We start from the raw sequence: 19,651 nt of genomic DNA on the forward strand, positions 1-19,651 counted from the left end.
GTGCGACGTTTCTCACGGTCCCTCAAGGAGATGCCATGTCGGAACGATCGATGACGATCAACCTTACGAACTGGGCTGCCGCCCTGACGCTCGAGTTTGGCAGCGCGGCCGCCAGCGACGGGCCTGTGCCGCAAGCACAGCCGGGCGCGATCGGCTATGGACGAAAGATGGTGGCCAGCGCGCTCAACCGCTCGGGCGGCTGCACCGGCCGCTTCAGCCTGACGGCCAGCGCCGTGAATTTCGGCGTGTCGTACAACCATCCGTCTGGAGCGGGTTCGACGACGGTGAGCGTGGATGCGTCGACCGGTTATATCTCGGGCGCCAATGCAACGACGTTTCCAGGGCACGACTCGGTGGCTTATCTGAATCTATATCGGGCGGTCAACGCCAACGATCGTGCGTGGGTCGTGCCGCTGGGTCTGCTCGATACACCGGCGCGCAATAACAGCCAGGATTTCGTCAACAGCATGTTTGGCGAAGGCACACGCGATGCGGCCGTCGTCACCACGGCGTACGGCAACGGTGCGCCGAACGGCTATATCGAGCCGGCGGATTTCACCGGCGGCCAGATGGCGGGCTTTGCCGCGCAATGGGCACAACAGTGGCTCGAGGGCGGCAGCATGTCAGGAAACAACGCGGCTTGTCCGCCGCAGGACGCGGCGCTGATCGGATTGCTCGCGCGTTACATGAGCGGCGCGGCGAGCAACGGACCGCTGACCATGTGGGTGCCGCAAATCACCTGGCAGGCGGGCACCAATCCGTCCGTGTTCGCTATCAGCGGCTATCGTGCGTTTCCATTCGGCGACGGTGCAAAGTGGAACGCCGCGAGCGTGACAGCGTTCACCAGCTTGCTGGCGGCGGGCGCGCATTTCGTCGCCGTCAGTGCGAAGGACGATCTGCCGGCGGGCGTTGCCATGAGCGCGTTCGATCAGTTCTTCACTTCGGCTGGCCTGCCGACGCGGCACGACATGGGCAACTCGCACTATGCGAGCGTCACCAATATCACCGGCACGTACTATCTGGATGTCAGCGGCAGCTTTGCGCCGGAAAACTGCGCGTTGATCCTGGCGTTTCTCGCCGGACGCACAGTCAACGATCCGTACGCCAGCGCAGGCAGCTACAACACGTTTATCCAGCTCGAAGGATGGCAAGCGGGTTCGCAACGCCATAACATCGACTACGACACTTACAAGCAGACCCTGTGGAATATTTCGACGTTCGGTGCGTGTCCGTACAGCGAGAAGCGCGCGACGACGATTTTTCTGGCGCCTTCAGGCTGGACGCCACAGCTCTATCAGACGACTTGCATGATGCCTTATGTCGGCGCGTATGCGGTTTCGCAGGGCACCCCGCAGGCGTGGCTGAATACCGCGGTCGTGCGGATTCCTGCTGATGCGCCAGTACTTCCTTCGCGGTACGTGGGCGGTTAGCAGAGGTTGTGACGTTCTCTGTAATGGGTAGACTGTTTGGACCAACTCGCCGTAGCTCGACCTCTCGCATGACGAGGTCGCGGCAACGGCTGCGTCATGGTGAGCGTATCCGGCCGACTATGGCGACGAGCCCTAAGGCGCCTCAGTCTTCAATGGGCACGTTGTAGAGCGTCTCGCAAGCGGGGCAGAGCATCGGCTGGATCGCGGGTTGCGCGGCGAGCACGGTTAGCGCATGGTCTTCTCCGCGCAGGTAGCAGACCGGGCACGGGAAACCCTCATGAGATTTCAACTGGTGCCAGCGATCGATGAAGCGCGCGATTTCCGCCGACGATGCGTCGATCGATTCGAGATGGTCGAGCAGTACATGGAATAGGGGCGCGTTCTGCATTGATGTTCTCGTGGCGTCTGCGGTGAGACTAACTCGAAACGGGGTTTGAATCCTGGCGCTGATTCGGTTTTTTTCGAGCAGCGGTGCGCGAACTTGCGCGTCGCCTGTCGTGGCTCGCCTCGGCACAAACCGACCGGATAATTGACGCGAAGGCTCGCGCGGCCGGGGAACGACTTTCCTCGGTCCGCCACATCAGGCCCGGCGCGCGCGTCGGCGTGGGGCTCTCGACTGGAATCATTCGCACGTCTTCACGCCTCGTTGCATGTTCAGAAACGATTGCCGCAATGTCCGTCGAGCTTACCAGTTCCATCATCGGTGCAATGGCGTTCATTTCGGCAACGACAACGGGCGTAGCGTTCGCCATGCGGAAGCATTCGTCAAGCAGTGCACGTGTTGCGAACGAGCGGGGCAGAAGCACGATCTTCTGCAGATGCAGTTCGGACATTCGAACAAAGCGTCGTTTAGAGAACGGATGAGTCAGGCCGACGGCCAGCATCATCTCTTCTGTGTACAACGCCTCGAATCGCAGGCCGGAGGCATTCTGCGGTTTGTAAGTCACGCCGATGTCGAGACCGCCGCGCGCGAGCGATTCTGCGATGTCGTCACCCGACATTTCCATCACTTCGACGCGCACGGAGGGGTGGCGCGCTACGAAGACCGATATGCATCGCGGAATGATGCGCATATTGAAGGTGTGCGTCGTGCCAATTCGCACCACGCCGCTCATCTCTTCAGCGGCCATTCGAACGGACCACAGGCCTTCGTCGACTTCGCGAAGGGCGTTGCGCGCTCTTTCAAGAAACGCCTCGCCTGTCTGGGTCATTGTCACTTTCCGACTTTCGCGCTCGAAGAGGCGGCTGCCCAGTTCGTCTTCGAGCTGCTTTATCTGATGGGAGAGGGTGGATTGCGTGACATGCACCTTCTCGGCCGCTAGCGTGAAATTCAGCTGTTCGGCGAGCGCGACGAAGTAGCGGAGATGGCGGAGTTCCATATGGGCCGGCGAAAGAGGTTGTCCTGCACGCTCAACTATCGATGGCATCGATTATGAGCTAGTGAAAAATACCATTTTTGTCGATGCTTGGCCAGTCGTAAACTGCTCCACATTGAAGCGATGAAAGGAGACTTCGTCGCGAGCGGACACCGACAAAACGGACATCAAGATGAAAATCGGCAAGGAAACGATTCCCCGGACTGCGATCTCGACATCCAACGCTCAAACGATTGTCGTGCGCGGGCGCGACCTTTCGGAAGAGCTCATTGGAAAGATTTCGTTCACCGACTACTTTTTCCTGCTGGTCACCGGCCGGCTCCCTTCATCGCCGGCGTCTGCTGTGTTGAATGCGACGCTCGTAGCCATCGCGGAGCATGGCCTCGTGCCCAGCGTGCAGGCAAGCCGCATGACGCTCGCCGCGGCGCCCGATGCGCTGCAGGGCGCCGTTGCCGCAGGCGTTCTGGGTTGCGGCTCCGTCATCCTCGGTGCTTCGGAGGCCTGTGGCCGGCTGCTGGATGAAGTGCGTCGGCGCGCCGAAGAGAGTGGCGACATTCCGCGCGCGGCATCCTCGGTCGTGAGTGAGTACCGGGCTGCAGGGCGAGCCATCCCGGGATACGGTCATCCCCTGCATAAGGCACGTGACCCGCGTGTCGCGGCCCTCTTCAAGGTTGCGCAACAGGCAGGCGCCAATCTCGAGTATGTCCGCATCGCCGAGGCCATTGAGGCAGTGATTCCCGAGGTGGTCGGCAAGTCGCTCATGTTGAACGTGTCCGCGGCTATCCCCGCTGTCCTGCTCGGTGTCGGTTTTCCGCTGGAAGCGCTCAAAGGCGTGCCCATTCTGGCAAGGACCGCCGGGCTCATCGGGCACCTCACTGAGGAACTGTCGCGGTCAATAGGCTTTGCGCTCTCTTACCAGGCGACCAACGGACTCGTTTACGACGGCGACGCGCCGGACGGTTTTGTCCCGGGTATTTAGAGGCGGTCTACGTCCAGGTCAGTCATCGCGTACGCAACGCACATAGCAAACTCGGAGCAGTGAATGGCAAAAGTTCTCGGAGGTCTTCGTGTCCTCGAGCAAGGAACGTTCATTACAGGGCCTGCGGCAGGCATGCTGCTTGGCGACTTGGGCGCGGACGTCGTCAAGATCGAGCACCCTGAAAGCGGAGACCCGTTTCGTGCGTTCAAGGGTGGCTTGTATAGCCCTCACTACCAGACATATAACCGGAACAAGCGCAGCGTAACGCTGAACACAAAAAATGACAGCGACCTTGCTCTCTTCGACGAACTGATTCGCGAGTCGGATGTATATATCCAGAACTTCCGGCCGGGCGCGGCGGAGCGTCTCAATGCCGGGTATGAACGCCTGCGTGAGATTAACCCGCGGCTCATCTACTGCGCGATCAGTGGGTTTGGACAGACCGGACCGGCAGCGGGAAGACCGGCCTATGATTCGGTCGCCCAGGCCGCCAGCGGTTTTCTCGGTCTGCTCATCAATCCGGCAAATCCGCGAGTAGTGGGACCCGCAATTGCGGATTCGCTCACCGGCTTCTACGCGACTTATGGCATTCTCGGCGCGCTCCATGAGCGCAGCCACACCGGCGTTGGCCGCAAGGTCGAAGTCTCCATGCTCGAGGCGATGTCGCACTTCAACCTCGACGCATTTACGCATTTTTATGCGGCAGGCGAGGTGATGGGCCCATACAGCCGACCGAGCGTCTCCCAGTCGTATGTGATGGAGTGCGCCGATGGAAAATGGCTGGCACTTCACATGTCGTCACCTGAGAAGTTCTGGGCGGGGCTTGCCAATGCAATAGAGAGGCCAGGATTACTCGAAGATCCGCGTTTTTCAAACCGGGCTGGCCGGATTGAGCATCAGGAAGAACTGATCAAAGTGCTCGGCTCGATTTTCATCTCACGCACCCGTGAAGAATGGTGCCGGCGCCTCGAGGCTAATGATGTTCCTCACGCGCCCATGTACGACGCAAGCGAGGCATTGGAAGACCCGCAGGCGAAACACCTCGAGTTGCTTATAGAAACCGAGCATCCGGTGATGGGGCAGTTCCGGACAGTGCGCTCGCCAGTGACTTTTGATGATGAGCGGCCGTTGGACGTCGTTGCGCCTCCAACCCTTGGCGAGCACAACGACGAGATTCTGTCTCCGGTGCGTGAGAGGCTTGAGAAGCGGGCCGGCTCCGCGAAAAAGATGCAGCAAAGTCTGTAGCTGCCGATGTTCCTCCATTGAGGACAATGGATACGTTGTTTGAATACGCGCACAAATACTATTAAGTGGAGACACGTCAATGAAAATGCCCCAGGGAACGCTTGCGGAGGAGCGGGTGGCCGGCATGCCGTCATCCGTCGACGCCGCTGCGACGGCGCCTGCGGATGTCGAGCGCACATTCGGCCGCATAGCGAAGCGAATCATCCCGTTTCTCTTTCTTTGCTATGTCCTCAACTATATCGATCGGGTCAACATCAGTTTTGCCCATCTCCAGTTCAAGACCGACATCGGGCTGACTGAAGCTGCATATGGCCTTGGTGTCGGGGTCTTCTATATCGGCTATGTGCTGTTCGAAGTGCCGAGCAACCTGCTTCTGCGCCGCATTGGACCTCGGCGAACCATCGCCCGAATCATGGTGTTGTGGGGCCTGGTATCCATTTCCATGATGCTCGTGCGTAATCCCACGCAGTTCTATGTGGCCCGCATTGCCCTGGGTGTTGCCGAGGCAGGCTTTTTCCCGGGAATCATCTATTACCTGACAACCTGGTTTCCGAACCGGTATCGTGCGCGGGTGCTTTCCGCATTCGTCCTTGGGATCGCGGTCGCGGGTATCACTGGCGGCCCGGTCTCGGGCTGGATTCTGAGCAACGCAGAAGGGTGGCAGGCGCTGCATGCGTGGCAGTGGCTGTTCCTTCTGGAGGGTATCCCGCCGGTGCTGGTTGGGGTGTGCGCCTTGTGGTATCTGCCAGATAGCCCGGAGACGACGAAATGGCTATCGGCGCATGAAAAGGCCATCGTTGTCCGCGAGCTGGAAGCCGTGCCGGGTTCGACATCCCATCAGATTTCGCACTTCGGGGCGGCCCTCAGGAACTGGCGAGTGTACGTTTGTGCCTTTGGATACTTCACCATCACATGGGCCGGAAGTGTCCTCAACTTCTGGGCGCCATCCGTGATCCGCCAGGCTGGCGTAGCCAATCCCTTCCATATCGGCCTGTTGTCCGCCGTTCCGTATTTCATCGGTGCAATCGGCATGCTGGCAGTGAGCCGGCATTCGGATGCCCGCGACGAGCGTCGCCTGCACTTCGCCTGTTGTGCTCTGGTGTCGGCCCTGGGCGCGGTGCTTCTTGGCGCAGCGCATTCGTCGTTCGGCCCTGCCATCGCCGGACTGGCGCTTGTGGCCATCGGCTATCTGACGTGTACCGCAATCTTCTGGACGATTCCGGCTACGTTCCTGTCGGGCACGGCGTCTGCCGGTTCAATCGCGCTGATTTCGAGCATCGGTCAACTGGGCAGCCTCACCGCTCCGACCGCGATTGGCTCGCTGACGGCGGTCACCCATTCGATAAGCGCCGGTTCGTATCTCGCGGCGTTCGTCCTGACGTGCGGCGCAACAGTGATCGCGGTGGCGATGCGCAATGGCGTAGCGAAATAAAAGAAGGTTCAAGGAGACCCGTATGTCGCTCATCGCGAAGTTAAAACGAGCGTTGACACTGGCCGCGTTGTGCACGGCCACCTGCCCGGCGTTCGCGCAGAGTATCGACATTGATAAGCCTTTAACCATCGCGAAGCAAGGAAGCTTCTTCGTAGGCGGCCGGGATATCACGTCAGATACCTTGTCGACGTTGCCGCAGGCGGACCCGAAAGGAACAGTCACTGTTGAGCAGATGTACGTCCAGTACCAGGTGCCTGTCCACCCGAGTTCGACATCCGTGGTCTTCATTCACGGCTGTTGTCTGACCGGTGCGGAATGGGAGACGACGCCAGATGGCCGCATGGGGTGGGCCGAGTACTTCGTTCGAAAAGGCTTCCCGACATACGTGGTGGACCAGGCTGCAAGAGGGCGGTCTGCCGCGAACGCAGCATCCGTGGGCGCGGTCAAAACTGGCAAGCTTCCGCCCGATGCACTCCCTTCTGGTTTTTCGGTCGGCCGGGAATTCGCCTGGGCGCTCTTCAGGTTTGGTCCACGGTATCCGGAAGCGTACCCCGGTCTTCAATTCCCGCTGGAGGCACAGGATGAGTTGTGGAAGCAGATGGTTCCGGACTGGGCTTACTCCATGTCGACGCCGAATCCCACGGTGCCTTCACTCGGATTGCTATCCGGGCGGCTAGGAAAGACCGTACTCATCAGCCATTCCCAGTCTGGAATCTATCCGTTCCAGGCCGTCGCAGGAGGAGCGGACGGAATCGCCGCGATCGTGGCCGTCGAGCCGACCGCTTGCCCGGCTGCAAATCTGGAAGCTAAGCGCTACGCCACGATTCCGATTCTGCTTCTCTATGGCGACTTCATTGTTGAGTCACCCCCTTGGGCCGCGCACTACGCAGCTTGCAAGGCATTCGCTGCATCGGTGAATGCTGCCGGCGGCCATGTTGATGTGGTGGAGACGACGCAACTGGGAATGCACGGAAACTCACACATGCTAATGCAGGACCGAAACAATCTGAAAATCGCAGACGTTGTGACAGACTGGATTAAGCACAAGGTCCATTGAGTGGCTCTGATAGGCGGTCATCCCATGGACGAACACGTTGCTCAAACGTCAGGTTGAGGCGGGGAGCGCCGACGCGTGAACTGTCGCGTGATAGTCGTGGTTTTCGATCCGCGCGCCAGCCCAGGAAATAAAGCTCGCCAGTGTCATGCGAGCGGTGTTGAACTCGCCGCCCTCGCTTACCACTTCGCGACCTGAATGACCCGGCCCGTGATGTCCTCGACGAGACTCCGTTTGTACGCGTGGGCGACGGCCTCGGCGGGAACGCCGGCAGAGCGGGCCTGGCCCATCGCGGCAAGGGTTTCGGACACCCAGCCCGGACTCACGACGTTGACCCGTGTCTTGCCCTGTAGTTCGAGTGCCGCCGACCTGCCGAACGCCTCGATCCCAGCATTCACGATACTCACGGCGGGGCTGCCTTGCATCGGATATTGGGCCAGGATGCCGCTGGTTAGTGTCAGGGATCCACCTTGCGTAACATGGCCGACGGAGCATCGGACGAGATTGACCTGACCCATCAGCTTGTTGGCCAGACTGAACGAAAAATCTTCATCCGTCAGCGCTCCGAGCGGCGCGAATTTCGCCGCACCTGCGGCGCAAATCACGGCATCTACGGTTCCGAGTTGCCGATACATGGACACGATGGAGGCTTTGTCTGCGAGATCGACGGACAGGTCTGAGCCCGTACGGCTGGCGCCAATGATCTGGTGTTCGGGCGAAAGCAGGCGAACGATCTCTTTGCCGAGCAGTCCGGTTGCGCCGACTATTAGTACACGCATAGGTTCTCCTATGTCTGGAAAGGTCCCGCGGCGCGGAACGACACATCACGCAAGGCGTGAGGAGACAGGACTTGAATATCGTACTACCTCTCGCGGCAACGTGAACGCTACGCGTCGTGCTGCGCCGCGGACGGGCGAAAATGGCCCGTTGACTCTCGTAGAGGAGCAGCACGCCATGTCCGCCATTTAGCACTGCGCGATACCTGGCACAGCGGACCGGGGCTTCAGCGGCACTAGTCCAATATTTTTTCGCAGTCGCTGACAATCGGGATTAGGTGTTCCATCTTCGAGCCATACGCGGTATTCGCGACATGGCGACGGCCGCAGAGGGTAGATTTCGCACCGGATGCCAGGCTTGCCGACTACCCCGCGCAGAGCGACGCAGCGTCCATAGCCGGCCTCCGTTCCCTTCATGCAGACAATGACTGGATTGACGGCAGATACGAGCTCATCCGGTACCGTGCCGCCTGGCGAACTCGCCATTTCACCCATATACATCGATACCCGGAAGTGCTGGCAACATGCTCCGCACGACAAGCACGGGTTGCTTTCGTCGTCAGCCATATCCACGAAGACACGGTTGTCGTCCTGGACATGAAGTAGTTGAACGATTTTGCTGTTGGTCATATTCGTACTGAGCCGTTTATCGTACGGCTGGTTGCCGCGGCTAGCAGCCCCCGGCTGTGCTGCGTCGCATACGGGCTTTTCATGAATGCCGAAAAAGCGCCGAAAACTATGAGAAGAGCGCTTTAAGGCGCTGCCAGAACGCAGCAAATTTGCGTGGTTCGCGAGCATGCATTGCGAGCATGGCGTCGTAGTGGGTGCGCGATTCCTGGACGTGGGGCAGTTGTGAAAGGAGAAGGCCTAGGTTCATCATATTTCTCCGAGCATTGAGCTTCTAGTAATCCAAATGGTGCGAATGAGCACAGCCGCGACTTGACGGCCGCGACATGGCGCCACGCGAACGCGCGCAAAAGCTGCATTCGTATGAGCGCTATCAAGCGTGTATGGGAATTAGCTACGACGTGCACCGTCTGCCGGCTGGCAAGACGACGGCTGAAAGAAGAGCGCGCGACGTCCTGCAGGTCAGACAGCGAAACTGCGAGAAAATCGACGACATCGATTGCGCAAGCCGCCACTCCTTTATTTGATGTTCTTGAGATTCTAGGCGTGCTCCAAATGCAACGGCAAGTAAAAAGGCTGTAAAGAAGGTCTTGCTAATTTCGAATAAAAAAACGCAATAGCAAGCGGGGTTGGCGTCGGCAGCGGCAATTTAGCTGACACTTGCACGCAATCGACGGTGACGTGCTCTGCCATGGAGCCCGACGCTATCTGGTTGCCGGTGCGGATTAGTACGCTGGTCTTGAGTGACATTGCACGTTGGCGAACTCCAACGCGGCCGCTCGCGACCGGCGCAATGGGCAACAAAAAATGCACAGCGTCGGTGCATACGAAAATGACGCATCAAAGCGCCAATATATCGGTTGTGTCTTCCTTAAGTATTCGTATCGGGATGCCGTTAATCCCGATTAATTCTCCGAGTCGGCGAGGAGCCACGGGCTCCCCACTTCGCACGCAACTGGGATATATGAAAATGTCCATAGAGCAGGCAAAACCTCGTCAATCGTCCGAAGGGGCGGTCATCGCCGAGTTGACCCGCGAAGTGCGCAAGATATCCACGGATAAGATCGCCGATATCGACCTGATCAATCGCGAGGCGACCTATCTGGCCATCAACGCGTTGATCGAAGCCGCTCGTGCAGGAGAGGCCGGTCGCGGCTTTGCGGTCGTCGCAAACCAGGTCAAGAACGTGTCCGGCCGGATCGGGCAACTCACTGGCGAACTCGGTAAGGAATTGGCCAGCATCAGCGAACGCATGGTGACGGAGCTCGAGCGGCAACAAGGCCGGCGTCTGACCGACCTTGCGTTGAACATGATCGACGTGATCGACCGCAACCTCTACGAACGTTCATGCGACGTGCGTTGGTGGGCAACCGATGCAGCGGTTGTCGATTGCATGACGACCGGATCGGCGTCGGCTGCCGCGCATGCGGCAAAGCGGCTGTCGGTCATCCTGGATAGCTACACGGTATACCTCGACATCTGGGTGCTGGATATCGAGGGTCGTGTCGTTGCAAATGGAAGACCTTCGCTGTTTCCAGTCGTCGGCACAGTGAACGCAGCCCAGCATGACTGGTTCGCCGCGGCGCTCGCTACGCGGTCCGGCGATGAGTACGCAACCGCCAACGTTGACGTAGCCGCGGGATTGAACGGCGCGCAGGTTGCCACCTATGCGACGGCGATCCGCCAGGACGGTGCGAATAACGGAAAGGTCGTCGGCGTTCTGGCGGTGTTCTTCGATTGGGCCAAGCAGGCGTCGTCCGTCGTAAATAGCGTCCGGTTGACCAGTGGGGAACGGGAGCGCACGCGCTGCATGATCGTCGACGCATGTGGTCGAGTGATCGCCTCCTCCGCAACAGCGGGCCGCGAGAGTATGCGCTTCGACCTGCCACCGAACAGGGCTGATATCGGAACCTACCGAACGGCCGGGGGATCGCTTGTCGGGTATGCGCTGACTCCGGGTTATGAAACTTATCGCGGTATGGGCTGGTTCGGCGTCATCGAGCAACAGCCGGATCGAACACCGTAACCGTGTCATTGGCATGAACACACGCGGGTTGGGTCATCTGCAACGGTGGCATTCGCGCACGCTCCGCGGCCTGGTTCGCGAGGGACGCAGGGGCGCAGGTGACTACAGGTTTATGTAATAGCCGTGCTCCAGCGCGCTGACTATGCTCAGGGGTGGGTAGAGCAAAGCGGCCCGTCACATAGATCGAAGATCGCGACCTTCGCTCGTTGGGCGAAGATCCTTGCGGCGCCCGGGTCAGGTAAGCGCAGGCGTTACTGGCTTGCGGTTTAAGGCGTACATACCGTGCTAATGCGCTAGTCGATGGTGCGATTTGGACAGTGTTAGCAGACGAGGCACGGCACTATTCCTCACTCGCGGCACGCTGACTGCAGCGCTGCCGCTAATCGCATCGTGGCCATGAGTTGTGCGCTCGAACCGTCCGCGTCAGGTGATACGCGGCGTTTCCAGGCAACGCCACGATTCCACGTACGGCGACTTAGGGTCGCGCCAATTCAGGACGAAACGAGATGCCAAAAGCTTTTTCCGTTCCCATCACTCCGCAAGGAAAGTCCGCACTGGCGACACTGCCTCCGTGGCACTATTCCAGCGACTGTCTTGCCATCGAATACTGGGCCGACCAGAAAGCAATCGCTGCGCTTCTGCCGCCAGGCGTCACGGTGGACGAGAAATCAGGAGGGCGCGCCTTCTTCTGGTTTCTGGACTGGCAGTTCACCGGTTCCAATGACGAAGTGACGGATCCTGCCCGGTATCAATACCGTGAGGCCTTCGTTCTGGTCGAGGCAGTCTTCGAGGGGCTGCCGATCAATTACTGCCCGTACATCTTCGTCGACAACGATGCCGCCATCGCCCGCGGATGGGCGCAGGGTTTTCCCAAGAAACTCGCCAGTGTCTATCAGACCCGCAGTTTCTCCGCTCCCAGCGCGGCGGCTGCGCCGCTTGCCAAGGGAAGTCGCTTCGGCGCCAGCGTGTCCGCGCACGGAGAGCGGCTGGCAACCGCCCGTATCCAGCTCGAGGAACCTGTCGCTGACCCGACGACCGTTTTCAATCGGCCGACGACGATGCGCCGCTACTTTCCCCAACTCGCGGCCGGCAGTCAGGATAAACCACCCGTCGACGAACTGACCATGTCGCTCACGGACAATCTCGCGATCGTGGATGTCTGGACCGGATCGGCGGAACTGAAGCTTCCCGAAGTCGATGGCGAGGACATGCATCTGATCGCGCCGTTGCGCGTCGGCCGGGGTTATCGGCTGGGTATGGCGTATTCCGTGACCGACCTGCGCATTCTGAAGAACTACGTCGGCTGATCGTCTGGACAGCCCCGTGAGTTGGCAAGGAGGCAGCTTATGTGGGCCACCGTCGATGAGAATGTCCGCGAAACGTCGATAGGGGATTCGTTTCCATGCCGCTCTATACCTTGATTACTCAGGACGGCGCACTCAGCAGTGATGCCAAGGCCAAGCTCGCAATGGAGCTGACGACCCTGCATTCCGAATACGCGGGTGTGCCGAAAAATTGGGTGCATGTCGTGTTTCAGGACTATGCGCCGGGCAGCGGGTTCACCGCCGGAGAACCCGCGGCAACTGCCGCGCTGACGCTTTTGATGCGCGCCGGGCGGTCGCCTGCATACAAGCGGGAATTGCTACAGCGTCTTTGGAAACTGTTTCAGACCGCGACGGGAGCGCCCGATGACCAGCTTGTCATCGGCATTCAGGAAGTGCCGGCCAGTCAGGCGATGGAAATGGGACAGGTCATGCCGGACATCGCGAACGAATAGAGGTGAGGGCGGCGGCGCCAACGAGCGTCTGCGCTTCCTGATGAACGCAATTCCAAAGCCCGCATTGCAACGTGTTGCAGGGCGTCGCATCGGCATTCCGCGCAGATGCGGCGTGCGAGACGGGGCGACCGATCAGCATTCAGGCGCTGCGTCCCATTTTGGTTTCATTTCTTTACCCCACTTCCGCGGATCTTGTTTGTGCATTGTTTCCATTTCCTTGGCGACATCCGGGTGTTTGTCCATGACGTGTTTCGTCATGACCTGTACCATTTCGTCCCATGATTCAGCCGATAACTTCTGCTCACATTTACCGCCGAGCTCTTTGCACGTCATGGTTTTCATTTGAAATCTCCTTGTCACTTCTTACAGGAATATGGGTGCACGGTGACACGCCGTGGACACGCGGGCAGCCACGTCGCCAAAGCGGGCGACGCTGCTGTCCGCGAGGTTCACATTTCCCCCGCAATTGCTGGTCCTGAGGTCATGGATCACCACCCCTTGCCACCGCCGGACTCAACAAACTTCGCCTGAAGATGCTGTATCGTGAACGCCTCCGTGTTTACACAGAGCCCACGATCACCGTAGAGACGCCTTAGATGACCCCACTCCACCGCAATCCAGCTTTCTACCAACTCCTTGCCGACAGTTACGCCCGGGTGCTTGGCCACCCTCTGGTGCCGCACGCCATGCCCGTGGTCGAAGCTGCCGAATGGCTCTACGAGAGCGCACCGTTCGCAGTGCTTGCGCACAACACCGATCCCGACCCGCTCTTTATTTACGGCAACAAAGCCGCGCAGCGCCGCTTTGAATATAGCTGGGATGAAATTACCCGATTGCCGTCCCGGCTCTCGGCTGAAGCCCCGAATCGCGAGGAGCGACAACAGTTCCTCGCACGCGTGCAGCGGCTTGGCTATGAGGCGGGCTACAAGGGCGTGCGCATCACCAAGTCAGGCCAGCGCTTCATGATCGAGGAAGCAACACTGTGGCAACTTCTCGATGGGGAAGGCAAATTGCACGGCCAGGCGGTTGTCATCCCGCGCACGCGCGACATTTGATCGTGCATACCGAGGGGTGCGCGGTGTGTCCGCTTCGCTCCCTGCTCCAGCCATCGAAAATTTGCGATTCAGCCAGCAAATAATTGCGTTTGTTCTGTCCGTCTTCCCCCGATAACCTGCGTATATCCCCAATACCAGCGTTATCCGAGGAAAGACGAGTCATGAAGCTTCTGAAAAACACGTGGTACGCGGCCGCCTGGAGCCGTGACGTCGGGTCCGGGTTCGTCACTCGCGATCTGCTGGGCGAGCCGGTGCTGCTGTATCGCAAGCACGACGGCTCGCCCGTCGCGATGATCGACCGCTGCCCGCATCGTTTTGCTCCGCTGTCGATGGGCAAGCGCGTCGGCGACGGCGTCGAGTGCGGTTATCACGGCCTGCAATTCGATTGCAGCGGCGCGTGCTCGCTGAATCCCCATGGCGACGGCCGCATTCCACCGGCCGCGCGCGTGCGCGCGTTTCCCGCCGCGGACCGGCACGGGCTGATCTGGATCTGGGCGGGCGATCTGTCGCGCGCCGACCCGAGCCTGATTCCCGATTTCTCGCATCTGCTGTCGCCGCAACTGAAAACCGTCGGCGACCAGATGACGCAAAAAGCGCACTACGAATTGGTCGTCGACAACCTGATGGACCTCTCGCACGTCAACTATCTGCATGCGCCGTATCAGCAGGTCGACGATTTCCTCAAGGCGAAACACGACGTGGTGCAGGACGGCAGTGCGCTGGAAAGCCGCCGCACGATACCGGCCACGCGCGCGCCGCAATCGTTCCGGCCGTTTCTCGATGACCCCGACGCGCCCGTCGAATACTGGCTGAACATTCGCTGGCACGCGCCGGGATGCTGCATGCTGGAGACCGGCGTCGTGCCCGTCGGCAAACCGCGCGAAGCGGGCCTCGTGCGTATCGGCACGCATATCGTCACGCCGATCGGCGCGGCCTCGACGCAATATCTCTACGCGAGTTCGCGCAACTATCGCCTCGACGACGCCGAGGCCGACAACGAAACGACGCGCTGGCAGCAGATGGGCTTTCACGAGCAGGACAAGCCGATGATCGAAGGCGTGCAGACGCGCATGGGCGATCGCGAACTGCTGTCGATGCGGCCGATCCTGCTGGCGACCGACGCCGCCGCGATCCGCGTGCGGCGCCTGCTCGCGGCGATGATCGAAGCCGAAGCGCGCGTCGACGAACCCGCCCCGGCCGCCGTCGCCTGAGGTGCGCGCGGACCACGCTTAAAAAACAAAACAGGCGGGACGCAAAGCGCCCGCTTTACGGAGACAGACATGCAATCAACCGCTTCGCCGGGCGCCGCCGCCTCGCTGATCGACAGCCGGCCGCTCTCGGCCTGCCAGCGCCTGATTCTCGTATTGTGCGGATCAGTGATCTTTCTCGACGGGCTCGACACCCAGTCGATCAGCGTGGCCACCAAGGCCATGGCGCATGCGCTGAACGTGCCGCTGGCGAGCTTCGGCGTGGTGTTCTCGGTGCTGCAGCTCGGCGGCCTGATCGGCACCTTCGTGTTCGGCTACCTCGCCGACCGGGTCGGGCGCCGCCCACTCGTGATCGTCGCGGCGCTGCTGATCGGCGCGCTCACGCTCGGCACGGCGTCCGTGAACAACTACACACAACTGCTGATCGTGCGTTTTCTCGGCGGAGTGGGCCTCGGCGGCATCTTTCCATGCGTGCTCGCACTGGGCGCGGAATATGTGCACAGCCGCTCGAAAGGCCTCGCGGTCGCGCTGCTGTTCGCCAACTATTCGCTCGGCGCGGCGGTGGGCGCGATGATCAACGGCTACGTGCTGGCGCATTACGGCTGGCGCGCGGTCTATGTGGTCGGTGGCGTGCTGTCGATTGCCGCGGCGCTCGCGATCATCGCGTGGCTGCCGGAATCGCCGCATTTCCTTGCCTCGCGCGGCAAGATGGACAAGCTGCGCGCGGTGTTCCAGCGCCTCTATCCCAACGAGGCGATCGACGTCGAGCCGCTGCGCGTGAGCGCCGGGTCCGAGGCGGCACAAAAGCCCGCGCGCGGCGGCGTGCCGGTGCGGGAGATTTTCAGCGAAGGGCGCACGGGGATCACTTTGCTGCTGCTCGGCATCCTGATGCTCAGCTACGCGACCATCAAGGTGATGACGGTGTGGCTCACGCCGCTTCTGCAGACTGCGGGCATTTCGGTGGTGCACACGTCGTACGTGCTCGCGAGCCTCGACATCGGCTCGATGCTCGGACTCGGCGTAGCGGGTTACGTCGTGAGCCGTTTCGGGCCGACGCGCTCGCTGTTGCCGTCGCTGCTGCTGCTCGCCGTCGCCACCGTGGTGGTCGCCTGCGAAGTCACGCGTTTCGGCGTGCTGCTGCCAAGCGGCTTCGTGATTGGCTTCACGGGGGGAATCGGCCAGTCCGCGCCGCTTGCGCTGTTCGCGCTGATCTTTCCGACCCGTGTGCGTTCCACCGCGCTCGGCCTCGGCGGCGCCGCCGGCCAGATCGGCAAGATCGGCTCGCCGATGCTGGTGGGCGCGGTGCTTGCCAACGGCTGGAAACCCGAGACCATTCTCTTCGCCGTCGCTCTGCTGCCGGCAATCGGCGTGCTGCTGATGCTATGCGTAACGCTGTCGCGCCGCCACGCGGTGACGAGCGTGAGCCAGAGCGCCTGACGACTTCACACTCAAAACTCATATGAAAGTAGGCATCGCACGAATCGAAGAAACCGCAGCCGGCATCCGCGTATTCGAACTCGCGCCGCTCGACGGCAAGCCGCTGCCGCCCTATACGGCGGGCGCGCACATCAGCGTGCATCTGCCGGCTGGCCTCGTGCGCCAATATTCGCTATGCGGGCGTCCGGAACAGGACGACGCTTATGTGATCGCAGTGCAGCACGCTGACGGATCGCGCGGCGGTTCGCGCGCGATGCATGCGCTGCGGGTGGGCGACAGCTTGCACGTCGAAGGGCCGCGTAACGACTTTCCGCTCGCGCGCGATGCGCGGCATTCGGTGTTGCTCGCGGGCGGCATCGGCATCACGCCGCTGTTGTGCATGGCCGAGCGGCTCGCGCGGGCCGGCGGTTCGTTCGAGCTGCATTACTGCGTGCGCGAACGCGAGCGCGCGGCCTTTCTCGACCGGCTCGCCGAGCCGCTGCTGAAAGGTCGCTGCACGCTCTATGTCGACGACGCGCCGGCCAACGCGCGGCTCGACTTCGAGCGCGTCATGCGCCGTTACCGCCCGGGCTGGCATCTGTACGTGTGCGGTCCCGCCGGGTTCATGGAGCATGCGCTCTCGACCGCGAAGCAGGCGGGTTGGCCGGATCGCGAACTGCATCGCGAGTACTTCGGCGCGCCCGTTGCCGATACCGCTAGCGACCGTGCGTTCAGCGTGCGGCTCGCGCGCAGCGGCCGGGTGGTGCAGGTGGGCGCCACTCAAACGGTGGTGCAGGCGCTCGCCGCGCAAGGCGTGCAGATAGCGACGTCGTGTGAACAGGGCGTGTGCGGGACCTGTCTGACGCGCGTGCTGGGCGGGCAACCCGAGCATCGCGATCTGTATCTGACCGACGCCGAGCGTGCCTGCAACGACCAGTTCCTGCCTTGCTGCTCGCGCTCGCGATCGGACGAACTCGTGCTCGACCTGTGAGGCGCGGCATACCCGGATTGCGGCGTGCGGCGCGCGTGAGTACGATGCGTGATGCCCGTCGACGGAGCCTTTCCCTTGAGTACGCAAACGCTGCCTTCGATCAATCATCTGCGCAGCTTCCAGGTGATCGGCCACCATCTGAATCTCGTACATGCGGCGCGCGAACTGCACCTGAGTCCATCGGCGCTGAGCTATCAACTCGGCGTGCTCGAAGACCGGCTCGGCACGCGGCTCTTCACGCGCACCGGCCGCGGCCTTGCTTTCACGGAAGCGGGGCGGCTGCTGCACGGCGAAGTCGATCAATGCCTGCAGCGGCTGTGGTCGGCATGGCAGCGCGTGGCGGCCAACGAACGCGCGGCGCCGCTGGTCGTGAATTCGCTGCCTACCTTCGCGATGCATTGGCTGCTGCCGAGACTCACGGCCGTGCAGGAACAATTCGCCAACGTGGAGATTCGCGTGTCGATCGCGCCGGTGGATCTCGAACGCGATGCGCTCGATTGCGCGATCGCATACGGCGATGGCCGCTGGCCCGGCGCGCAATGCGATTTTCTGCGCGCGGAGTCGCTGGTCGTGGTGTGCTCGCCCGCGGCGATCGCGGCCAACGGTCCGCTGTGCAGCGTCGCCGATCTCGCGCGCTTCACGCTGCTCACCGCAAAGACGCGGCCAGACGACTGGACCTTGTGGGCGGATGCCGCGCGCGATCCGCTGCCCGTCGGCGGCCGGCAATTGCTGCTCGCGTCGCGCATCATGGTGATTCAGGCCGCCTGCGAAAGCCTCGGCGTGGCCGTCGTCGATCCGGCGATGGTGCGGGCCGAGCTGTCGTCCGGGCGGCTCGTGCAGGCGCTGCCGCATACCGCGCGCGGCCAGGGCTCGTACTACCTCGTGTATCCGCTGGACGAGGAATCGCTCGCGCGCGTCGCCGCGTTTCGCACATGGCTGCTCGCCGAGATGGCGCGCGACAACGCCGCGGATATGTCCGGCTGAATACTTCGCCGCCGATCACGCGGCTACATGCGCAACCCCGCGATGTACTTCGCGCGCGGCCGCAGCAGGAAGGCTTGCGCGCGCTGCTCCAGCACATGCGCGACCCAGCCGGCCGTGCGGCTGATGATCCAGAGCGCGGTAGCGGTGCCGTCCGGTAGCCCGAGCGCACGCGCCAGCACGACGAGTGCGATCGCCACGCCCGGATGCATCGACAGCCGTTCTTCGGCGAGCGCGAGGAATTCGAGCGTCGGGGCGGTGTCGGCCGTCGCGTTCTCCAGCGCGCGCACCTGTTCGAGAACCAGATTGGCGCGCACGTCGCCCTCCGGATACAGCGGATGGTTGAAGCCGAACAGGCTCGCGCCGACTTCGCGCACGAGTTGCAGGCGGGCGGCCGGGTCGGAGTGGGCCACGTCGCGCAACAACAGCGTTTCCACTTTCTCGGTTGCGGTGCCGGTCGAGAAGCCGACGTGCGAGCCGATCGCCGCCGCGATGCAGTTGTAGAGATCGGCATTGGTCGACGCCGCGACGCGCGCGGCGAAGGTTGCAGGCGCCAGTTCGTTGTCGGCGAGCACGGTGAGCGCGCCGTTGATCGCGAAGACCGCACCGGGCGTACAGGTGCCTCCCGCCGCGCGCAACAGATAGGCGGCGAGGCTCTCGCCGCGCTCGCGCATCACGAATGCACGCTGGTTGCTCAGAAAGCCGAGGCACCCCGCCATTGTCTGCATGATGAGGCGTGCGGCCTGCACGGCGCTGCCGTCTGAGATTTCGGCCGCGCCGCGCCCTTGCATGCCGAGCGCGAGCGGCACCATGCCGAGCAGATTGGCGATGTCGCTGCCTTCCAGCTTGCCCGCGTAGGCGCCGAACAGCGGCAGCACGGCTTGCGGCGTGTCGAGCGCGCCCCATGCGGTGACGCCGTCCTGCCAGACGCCGGTCATCAGCAACTGCGAGACGGACTCGAACGACGAGCCCGCCTTCGCCATTTCGACGGCCGAGCGGTTGCGATACAGCGGCCCTTGCGCCGTGATGTGCGTGATCGCCGACGCGAGCACCGGCTCGCCCCAGCGCATCGTCGATTCCGCCGCCGCGGCCTTCGGCATGCGTCCGCGCTTGCGGCTGCCCACGCGTTCGACGTCGGCGCGCACGTACAGGCTGCGCCGGCCGTCGTCGTGCGGCGCGGTGCCGATCATTCCACGACTTACGTACGAGTAAAGCGTGGCCGGCTTGATGTTGAGCCGCGCCAGCACTTCCTCGCGTGTCATCAGATCTTTGGTGGTC

The 19,651-nt window shown here is 61.8% G+C and carries 19 protein-coding genes; 13 read left to right on the forward strand and 6 right to left on the reverse strand.

The genetic code is table 11. The features are described 5' to 3' along the window. Positions 1–35: 35 nt before the first annotated feature. Positions 36–1,430, forward strand: coding sequence for a hypothetical protein (locus P0D96_RS21530; RefSeq protein WP_408315187.1), 1,395 nt, complete (start codon positions 36–38; stop codon positions 1,428–1,430). 142 nt (positions 1,431–1,572) lie between these two features. Here the strand turns inward: P0D96_RS21530 and P0D96_RS21535 are convergent, their stop codons facing one another. Together P0D96_RS21535 and P0D96_RS21540 are read right to left on the reverse strand one after the other, a co-directional pair. Beyond that, positions 1,573–1,818, reverse strand: coding sequence for a hypothetical protein (locus P0D96_RS21535; protein ID WP_408315188.1), 246 nt, complete (start codon positions 1,816–1,818; stop codon positions 1,573–1,575). A 28-nt stretch (positions 1,819–1,846) separates the two neighbouring features. Next, positions 1,847–2,809, reverse strand: a complete 963-nt coding sequence (locus P0D96_RS21540; RefSeq protein WP_408315190.1) for a LysR substrate-binding domain-containing protein — start codon at positions 2,807–2,809, stop codon at positions 1,847–1,849. Between the two features lie 169 nt (positions 2,810–2,978). Here P0D96_RS21540 and P0D96_RS21545 point away from each other — a divergent pair, with 169 nt between their 5' ends. The 4 genes from P0D96_RS21545 (at position 2,979) to P0D96_RS21560 (ending at position 7,519) form a co-directional block, all read left to right on the forward strand. Then, positions 2,979–3,785, forward strand: coding sequence for a citryl-CoA lyase (locus tag P0D96_RS21545; RefSeq protein ID WP_408315191.1), 807 nt, complete (start codon positions 2,979–2,981; stop codon positions 3,783–3,785). Between the two features lie 63 nt (positions 3,786–3,848). Then, positions 3,849–5,030 (forward strand): CaiB/BaiF CoA transferase family protein, encoded by a 1,182-nt coding sequence (locus P0D96_RS21550; protein WP_408315193.1) that lies wholly within the window; start codon positions 3,849–3,851, stop codon positions 5,028–5,030. Between the two features lie 124 nt (positions 5,031–5,154). Then, entirely contained in the window at positions 5,155–6,462 is a 1,308-nt protein-coding gene (locus P0D96_RS21555) for an MFS transporter (RefSeq protein WP_408315257.1), read from the forward strand. A 22-nt stretch (positions 6,463–6,484) separates the two neighbouring features. After that, positions 6,485–7,519 carry an alpha/beta hydrolase family protein gene (locus P0D96_RS21560; protein WP_408315194.1) on the forward strand — a complete coding sequence of 345 codons (1,035 nt, stop codon included), beginning with the start codon at positions 6,485–6,487 and terminating at the stop codon, positions 7,517–7,519. A 176-nt stretch (positions 7,520–7,695) separates the two neighbouring features. Here P0D96_RS21560 and P0D96_RS21565 read toward each other — a convergent pair whose 3' ends face one another. Beyond that, positions 7,696–8,295 (reverse strand): short chain dehydrogenase, encoded by a 600-nt coding sequence (locus tag P0D96_RS21565; protein WP_408315195.1) that lies wholly within the window; start codon positions 8,293–8,295, stop codon positions 7,696–7,698. 186 nt (positions 8,296–8,481) lie between these two features. Beyond that, positions 8,482–8,922, reverse strand: a complete 441-nt coding sequence (locus P0D96_RS21570; protein WP_408315197.1) for a YkgJ family cysteine cluster protein — start codon at positions 8,920–8,922, stop codon at positions 8,482–8,484. 967 nt (positions 8,923–9,889) lie between these two features. Here P0D96_RS21570 and P0D96_RS21575 point away from each other — a divergent pair. From P0D96_RS21575 to P0D96_RS21585, 3 genes are all read left to right on the forward strand, one after another. Then, positions 9,890–10,945: a methyl-accepting chemotaxis protein gene (locus tag P0D96_RS21575; protein ID WP_408179219.1), complete on the forward strand. Its 1,056-nt coding sequence runs from the start codon at positions 9,890–9,892 to the stop codon at positions 10,943–10,945. A gap of 506 nt (positions 10,946–11,451) precedes the next feature. Then, the gene (locus P0D96_RS21580; RefSeq protein WP_408179195.1) at positions 11,452–12,252 is read left to right on the forward strand and encodes an acetoacetate decarboxylase family protein; all 801 of its coding nucleotides are present in this window, start codon (positions 11,452–11,454) and stop codon (positions 12,250–12,252) included. Positions 12,253–12,347: 95 nt separating this feature from the next. After that, entirely contained in the window at positions 12,348–12,722 is a 375-nt protein-coding gene (locus P0D96_RS21585; RefSeq protein WP_408179196.1) for a tautomerase family protein, read from the forward strand. Positions 12,723–12,854: 132 nt separating this feature from the next. Here P0D96_RS21585 and P0D96_RS21590 read toward each other — a convergent pair whose 3' ends face one another. Beyond that, positions 12,855–13,064, reverse strand: coding sequence for a DUF1059 domain-containing protein (locus P0D96_RS21590; protein WP_408179197.1), 210 nt, complete (start codon positions 13,062–13,064; stop codon positions 12,855–12,857). Positions 13,065–13,318: 254 nt separating this feature from the next. Here P0D96_RS21590 and P0D96_RS21595 point away from each other — a divergent pair, with 254 nt between their 5' ends. The 5 genes from P0D96_RS21595 (at position 13,319) to P0D96_RS21615 (ending at position 18,376) form a co-directional block, all read left to right on the forward strand. Continuing rightward, entirely contained in the window at positions 13,319–13,777 is a 459-nt protein-coding gene (locus P0D96_RS21595) for an MEKHLA domain-containing protein (RefSeq protein WP_408315200.1), read from the forward strand. A gap of 161 nt (positions 13,778–13,938) precedes the next feature. Next, positions 13,939–14,988 (forward strand): aromatic ring-hydroxylating dioxygenase subunit alpha, encoded by a 1,050-nt coding sequence (locus P0D96_RS21600; protein WP_408315201.1) that lies wholly within the window; start codon positions 13,939–13,941, stop codon positions 14,986–14,988. Positions 14,989–15,057: 69 nt separating this feature from the next. Then, complete coding sequence (locus P0D96_RS21605) at positions 15,058–16,422, forward strand: MFS transporter (protein WP_132377144.1); 1,365 nt, start codon at positions 15,058–15,060, stop codon at positions 16,420–16,422. A 22-nt stretch (positions 16,423–16,444) separates the two neighbouring features. Further along, positions 16,445–17,392, forward strand: coding sequence for a PDR/VanB family oxidoreductase (locus tag P0D96_RS21610; RefSeq protein WP_408315204.1), 948 nt, complete (start codon positions 16,445–16,447; stop codon positions 17,390–17,392). A 75-nt stretch (positions 17,393–17,467) separates the two neighbouring features. Next, complete coding sequence (locus P0D96_RS21615) at positions 17,468–18,376, forward strand: LysR substrate-binding domain-containing protein (protein ID WP_408179202.1); 909 nt, start codon at positions 17,468–17,470, stop codon at positions 18,374–18,376. A gap of 23 nt (positions 18,377–18,399) precedes the next feature. Here P0D96_RS21615 and P0D96_RS21620 read toward each other — a convergent pair whose 3' ends face one another. Beyond that, positions 18,400–19,635, reverse strand: a complete 1,236-nt coding sequence (locus P0D96_RS21620) for a citrate synthase (protein ID WP_408315259.1) — start codon at positions 19,633–19,635, stop codon at positions 18,400–18,402. Positions 19,636–19,651: the final 16 nt, after the last annotated feature.

It is taken from the genome of Paraburkholderia sp. RL17-347-BIC-D, from assembly GCF_046027915.1.
Taxonomy (GTDB): domain Bacteria; phylum Pseudomonadota; class Gammaproteobacteria; order Burkholderiales; family Burkholderiaceae; genus Paraburkholderia.

Bases quoted from the DNA above. Each gene is read 5' to 3' on its own strand.
- P0D96_RS21620 (WP_408315259.1), bottom strand. From the start codon at position 19,635: ATGACACGCGAGGAAGTGCTGGCGCGGCTCAACATCAAGCCGGCCACG.
- P0D96_RS21565 (WP_408315195.1), bottom strand. From the start codon at position 8,295: ATGCGTGTACTAATAGTCGGCGCAACCGGACTGCTCGGCAAAGAGATC.
- P0D96_RS21545 (WP_408315191.1), top strand. From the start codon at position 2,979: ATGAAAATCGGCAAGGAAACGATTCCCCGGACTGCGATCTCGACATCC.
- P0D96_RS21550 (WP_408315193.1), top strand. From the start codon at position 3,849: ATGGCAAAAGTTCTCGGAGGTCTTCGTGTCCTCGAGCAAGGAACGTTC.
- P0D96_RS21590 (WP_408179197.1), bottom strand. From the start codon at position 13,064: ATGAAAACCATGACGTGCAAAGAGCTCGGCGGTAAATGTGAGCAGAAG.
- P0D96_RS21530 (WP_408315187.1), top strand. From the start codon at position 36: ATGTCGGAACGATCGATGACGATCAACCTTACGAACTGGGCTGCCGCC.
- P0D96_RS21585 (WP_408179196.1), top strand. From the start codon at position 12,348: ATGCCGCTCTATACCTTGATTACTCAGGACGGCGCACTCAGCAGTGAT.
- P0D96_RS21570 (WP_408315197.1), bottom strand. From the start codon at position 8,922: ATGACCAACAGCAAAATCGTTCAACTACTTCATGTCCAGGACGACAAC.
- P0D96_RS21610 (WP_408315204.1), top strand. From the start codon at position 16,445: ATGAAAGTAGGCATCGCACGAATCGAAGAAACCGCAGCCGGCATCCGC.
- P0D96_RS21600 (WP_408315201.1), top strand. From the start codon at position 13,939: ATGAAGCTTCTGAAAAACACGTGGTACGCGGCCGCCTGGAGCCGTGAC.
- P0D96_RS21580 (WP_408179195.1), top strand. From the start codon at position 11,452: ATGCCAAAAGCTTTTTCCGTTCCCATCACTCCGCAAGGAAAGTCCGCA.
- P0D96_RS21535 (WP_408315188.1), bottom strand. From the start codon at position 1,818: ATGCAGAACGCGCCCCTATTCCATGTACTGCTCGACCATCTCGAATCG.
- P0D96_RS21560 (WP_408315194.1), top strand. From the start codon at position 6,485: ATGTCGCTCATCGCGAAGTTAAAACGAGCGTTGACACTGGCCGCGTTG.
- P0D96_RS21555 (WP_408315257.1), top strand. From the start codon at position 5,155: ATGCCGTCATCCGTCGACGCCGCTGCGACGGCGCCTGCGGATGTCGAG.
- P0D96_RS21595 (WP_408315200.1), top strand. From the start codon at position 13,319: ATGACCCCACTCCACCGCAATCCAGCTTTCTACCAACTCCTTGCCGAC.
- P0D96_RS21540 (WP_408315190.1), bottom strand. From the start codon at position 2,809: ATGGAACTCCGCCATCTCCGCTACTTCGTCGCGCTCGCCGAACAGCTG.
- P0D96_RS21605 (WP_132377144.1), top strand. From the start codon at position 15,058: ATGCAATCAACCGCTTCGCCGGGCGCCGCCGCCTCGCTGATCGACAGC.
- P0D96_RS21575 (WP_408179219.1), top strand. From the start codon at position 9,890: ATGTCCATAGAGCAGGCAAAACCTCGTCAATCGTCCGAAGGGGCGGTC.